8 protein-coding genes are annotated in these 5,969 nt (G+C 56.1%); all 8 read left to right on the top strand.

Annotated elements, in window-relative coordinates; translation table 11 throughout:
• Positions 1 to 7: 7 nt before the first annotated feature.
• Positions 8 to 1,372, top strand: coding sequence for a hypothetical protein (locus BA066_06325; protein ID RDD53084.1), 1,365 nt, complete (start codon positions 8 to 10; stop codon positions 1,370 to 1,372).
• On the top strand, positions 1,350 to 2,345 hold the full coding sequence (locus BA066_06320; GenBank protein RDD53083.1) for a branched-chain amino acid ABC transporter permease: 996 nt from the start codon (positions 1,350 to 1,352) through the stop codon (positions 2,343 to 2,345). Before BA066_06325 ends, BA066_06320 begins: the two co-directional genes overlap by 23 nt.
• A gap of 1 nt (position 2,346) precedes the next feature.
• Complete coding sequence (locus BA066_06315) at positions 2,347 to 3,309, top strand: branched-chain amino acid ABC transporter permease (GenBank protein ID RDD53082.1); 963 nt, start codon at positions 2,347 to 2,349, stop codon at positions 3,307 to 3,309.
• Position 3,310: 1 nt separating this feature from the next.
• Positions 3,311 to 4,036 carry an ABC transporter ATP-binding protein gene (locus tag BA066_06310; protein ID RDD53081.1) on the top strand — a complete coding sequence of 242 codons (726 nt, stop codon included), beginning with the start codon at positions 3,311 to 3,313 and terminating at the stop codon, positions 4,034 to 4,036.
• 11 nt (positions 4,037 to 4,047) lie between these two features.
• A complete protein-coding gene (locus tag BA066_06305) occupies positions 4,048 to 4,755 on the top strand; it encodes an ABC transporter ATP-binding protein (protein RDD53080.1) in 708 nt (235 codons plus the stop codon).
• A 34-nt stretch (positions 4,756 to 4,789) separates the two neighbouring features.
• Positions 4,790 to 5,437 carry a hypothetical protein gene (locus tag BA066_06300; protein RDD53079.1) on the top strand — a complete coding sequence of 216 codons (648 nt, stop codon included), beginning with the start codon at positions 4,790 to 4,792 and terminating at the stop codon, positions 5,435 to 5,437.
• 4 nt (positions 5,438 to 5,441) lie between these two features.
• On the top strand, positions 5,442 to 5,804 hold the full coding sequence (locus BA066_06295) for a TIGR04076 family protein (GenBank protein RDD53078.1): 363 nt from the start codon (positions 5,442 to 5,444) through the stop codon (positions 5,802 to 5,804).
• On the top strand, positions 5,785 to 5,969 hold a 185-nt coding region (gene tnpA / locus BA066_06290; GenBank protein RDD53077.1), incomplete at its 3' end, for an IS200/IS605 family transposase. The genes BA066_06295 and tnpA, both read left to right, overlap by 20 nt.

Below are 5,969 nucleotides of genomic sequence, written 5' to 3'. Positions count from 1 at the left end.
GTGCGGGGTGTCATTCATGAATGCGAAGGCATGGATCCTAGCGATAGTGTTGCTCATCGTCGGTTTGGTGGTCGGATACTTCGCGGCCGGCCCTGGCCAGGTCAAGACCGTCACAACCACGACCACGGTGACCGAAACCGTTGGAGTCACAACCCAGCCCACCAAGACCACCCCCGCCAAAAGGGTGGAGATCAAGGTGGGGGTCCTCCTCCCCTTGTCAGGCGACTCCGCGCTCATCGGTCAGGAGGATCTGAGGGGAATACAGCTGGCGGCCCTCCACATAAATCAGAGCAAGTACCCGAACATCAGATTTACGATAAAGCTCGTCATTGCAGATACGCAGACTAAGCAGGACGTTGGCGTGACTGAGCTGAGAAGGCTGGACCAAGAGGGGGTGGTCGCTGTGATAGGAGCCTACAACTCAGCGGTGACTTATCCCACGGCCGCTGAGGCTGAGAGGATAGGCCTGCCCTACGTGGACCCAGAGGCTATATCCGACAAGATCACGGCCCAGGGATGGAAGTATGTCTTCAGAACATGTGCTAACGCCAGCAAATACGCATATGATACTCTATGGGCCATGGCTGACATAGCAAAGGCTAACGGAGTCGATGTGAAGTCCATAAAGTCCGTGGCCCTTATATACGAGAACTCCGACTTCGGAGTCTTCACCACCAATGGCTTAAAGAAATACCTCAATATGTTCTTCCCGAACGCTGAGATAGTGTATGAGGAGAGCTATCCGGCTGAGGAGGTCACTAGTATGGATGATATGGTCGCCAAACTCAAGACGAAGAACCCTGATTTGGTGTTCCACGTGGCATACCTGAAAGACGCTGTTCTCTTCGTGCAGACGATGAAGAAGCTCGGTTGGAGCCCGAAGGCTTATGTTGGTGCCGGAGCTGCTGGGCAGGCTAGGGTAGAGTTCATCCAGCAGCTTGGATCGTATGCCAATTATGGGTACACTCAGACCGAGTGGCTACCCGACTTTCTGAACTCCAAGGTCTTGAGTAAGTGGGCCTGGATAGACCAGGACTTCAACAGGATTTACGGTAGGAGCATGGTGGGAAGCTCAGCCTTAAACTACGTGGGCACCTACGTGCTAGCGGTGGCAATACAGAAGGCCCTTGATTCCGGAGCCGATCCCGGCGACTTAAAGGCCTTCAGGAATGCCGTCAGGGATGCCCTCGAGACCACAAAGATACCGGCTGGTGAGCTCCCGCTGATGCCATGGGGAGTCGATCTCACCGTGCCCAATCACCAGAACCCGGAGGCAATTGTGGCGATGGCCCAGATCCTCAATGAGAGATTGAGAGTGGTCTGGCCACTGGAGTTCGCTCCGGTGAAAGCTGTATTTCCAGCTCCATCGTAGGAGAAGAGGTGACTTCACATCACTCATCAATTTTTTCCCTCTCCTTCGCATTCGCATCGGGAAAGTGACGGGGGGATCACCCTTGATCGAGTTGGGCGCTTACACTCAATTGCTGGTATCCTACACGATTCTAGGAGGGGTTTACGGGCTCACCGCCCTAGGCCTCTCCCTGATATGGGGGGTCATGAAGGCCGTCAACTGGGCGCACGGCGATTTCCTCATGCTGGGAATGTACGTCGCCTTCTGGACAGTGACCTTATTGGGCATAGACCCATACATAGCGGCGATAGTATCGTTCATCTTGCTGGGCCTGCTCGGTATGATGACTCATATCATCGCCATAGAGCCCGTTGTGGAGAAGCCAGGGGGACATGAGGCCACCCTGCTGACTACCCTCGGCATATCCGTCATTCTGGAGAGTCTCGCCTTGATTCTCTGGTCCCCGAGCCCCAGGTCTTATTACAACTCCTACAAGAACACTTTCTTGGAGGTCCTCGGGGTGAGGACCAGCGTTGCCGAGGCAATAGCCTTCATGATTTCCATAATCTCGATAGTCGCGGTGGACCAGTTCCTCAGGAGGGTTAGGATAGGGAAGGCCATAAGGGCGGTGTCTCAAAACCCGATCGGAGCGAGAGTCGTGGGTATAGATGTCCCGAGGATCAGGCTCATGACGTTCGGACTGGGGGTGGCCCTGGCAGGCATGGCCGGCGTCTTGGTCTCCACTTTCTATCCGAACATAAGACCCCTCGCCGGCTCCGTTTGGGACATAGCCTCGTACGTGGTCGTGATCTTCGCCGGGCTGGGCACCATCTATGGAGTGATCTTCGCTGGTATATTGATAGGCATCTTAGAGGGATTGGGCACGATAATCTTCTCCAACGCCTTCAGGCAGATCTTAGTTTACGCCGTCTTCTTGATGATTCTCCTCCTGAGGCCACAGGGTCTCTTCGGTAAGGCCCTGAGGAGGGTCTGATATGAGGCTCATGATGAAGCTGACGCTCTCGGTCGCGCTACTAATTGTGGGGGCAGCGCTCCCCCTCTTCGTCGATGAGCTCACAATCTCCATCCTAATGCAAGCGTACCTTTGGGCCTTCCTGGCGATGAGCTGGGATGTTATAGGAGGGTATGGTGGTCAGTTCTCACTGGGGCACGCGGCCTTCCTGGCCCTCGGAGCCTACACATCGACGATCCTTCTGCAGAGCTATAACATATCTCCTTGGATTGGGATGTGGGCGGCGGGCCTCATCGCCGGTGGCGCCGGCGCGCTCGTGGGTATAGCATCCCTGAGGCTGAGAGGACCCTTCTTCGCCCTTGGGACGATAGCGTTCGCTGAACTGGTCGAGCTACTTTTGCTTTACTTCAAGGAGATAACCGGAGGACCCTTGGGCATCTTGATAACCAAGAGCGGCCCCGAGAACATGCTCTTCAATACTCAGACACCGTACTACTACCTGACACTGACGCTGGCCATAGCCGGCATCCTCTTCCTGAGGTGGTTTGAATCCTCAAAGTTCGGAATCGGACTGATTGCCGTCAGGGAGGATGAGGAGGCAGCGGAGGGCGTAGGGATAAATGTCTACAGGACCAAGGTCATAGGAGCCACGATAAGCGCTTTTCTCACGGGAATAGGGGGGACCATATACGCTCAATGGATGCACTTCATCAGGCCGGACATACTGGTCAAGCTTGACTACTCCACGCAGATTGCGGCCATTGACGTGGTTGGAGGGGCTGGAACACCCTATGGAGGGCTGATCGGTGCCCTTGTGCTCGTACCACTCTCCTTGTACCTGAACGCGCTGTTCGGAGGTATGATAGCCGGACTGAGCGTAATACTTTACGGCGTGGTTCTGCTCATAATGGTGGTCCTGGCGCCTGGTGGTATATACGGCCTCGTGAGGGGTAAGTTGAGGGGCGGGAGGAAGGGAGGGAAGTGACTTGCTCGAGGTCAGGGATGTTGTGAAGAGGTTCGGTGGCCTCGTTGCCCTGAACAGGGTCAGCCTTGAGGTTAAGCGGAACGAGCTGCTGGGACTGATAGGGCCCAACGGTTCCGGGAAGACGACCCTCTTCAACGTCGTAACGGGCTACTACAGGCCGGAGGAGGGGAGGGTATTCTACAGGGGTGAGGACATAACCGGGCTCAGACCCCACCTCATAGTGAGAAAAGGAATAGCTAGGACCTTCCAGATACCCAAACCCTTCGGGAGACTCACCGTCTTGGAGAACGTCGTATCGGCCGCCATGTACGGAAGGAAGGGGACCTCCAAGAGGGAGGCCAGGGAGATAGCCATGGAGTGGTTGGAATACGTGAAGCTCAGGGAGAAGGCGCATGTGGAGGCGAAGACCCTCAACGTAGTGGAGAGGAAGCTCATGGAGCTGGCGAGGGCTCTCTCGACAGAGCCGGATCTGCTCCTCCTGGATGAGCTCGTGGCGGGACTCAATCCATCGGAGATGATGGAGGTGGTGAGGCTCGTGAGGAGGCTCGTCGATGAGAGGGGACTCACCATAATAATGGTGGAGCACGTCATGAGGGCCGTGATGAGCGCATCTGACAGGGTGTTCGTGCTGCATAGGGGGATGAAGCTGGCGGAAGGAAGCCCGCAGGAGGTGGCTAGGGATCCTAGGGTGATAGAGGCATATCTGGGAGAGGCTGCGCAGGTATGAGGTGATGGTTCATGCTCTTGGAACTCCAGAAGATAAATGCCGGTTATGGGGACCTTCAGGTCCTCTGGGACGTGAATATTGCTGTGGAGAGAGGGGAGATAGTGAGTCTCCTAGGCAGCAACGGCGCGGGGAAGACCACAACCCTCAGGGTGATCTCTGGGCTCCTGAGGCCCTTCAGCGGGAGGGTCCTCTTCAACGGTGAGGACATAACGGAATCCCCCAGCCACAGGAGGGTGGAGATGGGGCTCGCCCTGGTCCCGGAGGGCAGGCAGCTCTTCCCGGAGATGACAGTGCTCGAGAACCTGGAGATGGGGGCCTACACCAGGAGAGCCAGGGAAAGGTTTCATGAGACCCTAGAATGGGTCTTCTCCCTTTTCCCCACGCTCAAGGAGAGGAAATCTCAACTAGCAGGTACGATGAGCGGGGGGGAGCAGCAGATGCTGGCCATAGCCAGGGGACTGATAAGCAGGCCGGAGGTCCTCATGATGGACGAGCCCTCGATGGGGCTAGCTCCCAAGCTGGTCATGGAGATACTCGGGACGGTGAAGAAGCTCAGGGAAGAGGGAATCACAATACTGCTCGTGGAGCAGAACGCCAGAGCTGCTCTTGAGGTATCTGACAGAGCATACATACTTGAAACCGGAAGGATAGCGCTCCAAGGTTCCTCCAAGGAGCTCTTGGGGATGGATGAGGTCAGGAGAGCGTATTTGGGCATCTGATTCCTCTCCCTTTTTCGGGATCCATCGCGACTCAATGTGCGCATCAGCGAGGCCTGATGCCGCACCTAATTGGCAAAGAGAGGTTCTTCAGGGAGATGGGAGTGATAAAGGGATAGTGAGGAGGCGCTGCCTAACATACCTAATCCTCCTCATCTTTTTGCTCTCACCCATCGGTTTGATGGAGCCCGCATGCTACATCCTGACGCTCCAGGATGAGGAGAACGGGAGGCTAATATACTCCTCCTGCCTGGATGAGGGGGAGAGCGTTTTCTACGAGTGGAGGAACTCCCTCTTCGGGCTCAACGTCACGGAGATCTTCTTCGTGGAGAACGGATCGCTGGTCCTGAGGGAGATCATTTACCACGATCCCTATGGTAATCCGGAGCCATTGGTGGATCCCGCAGATGTGGAGCACCTCTGCCACGAGGGAGGACCGTTTCATGCGGTCAACCTCTCGAGGGCATATGGGGAGGTGTCCTTCATGGTGGGTGAGGCCGGTAAACCGAGGATAGTGGTGAGGGATGCCATCTTAGACCTGAAGGAGGAGGTGGGCTTCGGGGGGAGGGTCATGATGAGGTTATCGAACCGCCCCCTCACCTCAGCTCTGAATTCCCTCATGCCAGGCCTCCTCCCGATCCCACACCTGGAGGTGAATACCCGAGCCGCCCGGGCTAAGGGGTGAGGGCATGCCGGAGCTCAGGGTCATAGTTGAGGAGGTGAGGGGGAGGTGCGCCGCCGGCTATAAGCCTGGGGATGAATTCCTCCTGAGGGATTTCTACGTGGAGAGGATGCAGGATGTGAGGATATGCCTTCATGCCCTCTCCTCGATGCTCACCCTCATCTCCCCCCTCCTCAAGGGGGTTCCGCCCGCTAGCCTCGGGATAGGGAGCGATGAGACCGCCCACGTCCAGTGCCCGGATCCCGGACCCCCTTACAGAAAACACGCCAGAAAGCTCTACTGCTTCAGCGGGGAGATGAATGGCGTCGATAGGTTTAGTTTAAATAATCAGCAACCCGTTGTAGATATTGATGGGCTATCGACAGACTAGGCACGCAGTTTATCTCTGCGACTACCACTTCGTGTGGATTCCTAAGAGGAGGAAGCCCGTATTAGTGGGTGAAATTAAGCGTAGATTAGAGCAACTCATCAGAGAAATAGCGGAGGAATATGGCTGGGAGGTCCTTGCACTGGAGATTCAGCCCGACCACGTCCA

The organism is Candidatus Korarchaeota archaeon NZ13-K (assembly GCA_003344655.1).
Taxonomy (GTDB): Archaea; Korarchaeota; Korarchaeia; order Korarchaeales; family Korarchaeaceae; genus Korarchaeum.
This window is presented reverse-complemented; position numbering and strand designations above follow the sequence as displayed.

Excerpts from the sequence above, each read along its gene's own strand:
- BA066_06315 (RDD53082.1), top strand. The coding sequence starts at position 2,347 with ATGAGGCTCATGATGAAGCTGACGCTCTCGGTCGCGCTACTAATTGTG.
- BA066_06300 (RDD53079.1), top strand. The coding sequence starts at position 4,790 with ATGTGCGCATCAGCGAGGCCTGATGCCGCACCTAATTGGCAAAGAGAG.
- BA066_06305 (RDD53080.1), top strand. The coding sequence starts at position 4,048 with ATGCTCTTGGAACTCCAGAAGATAAATGCCGGTTATGGGGACCTTCAG.
- BA066_06295 (RDD53078.1), top strand. The coding sequence starts at position 5,442 with ATGCCGGAGCTCAGGGTCATAGTTGAGGAGGTGAGGGGGAGGTGCGCC.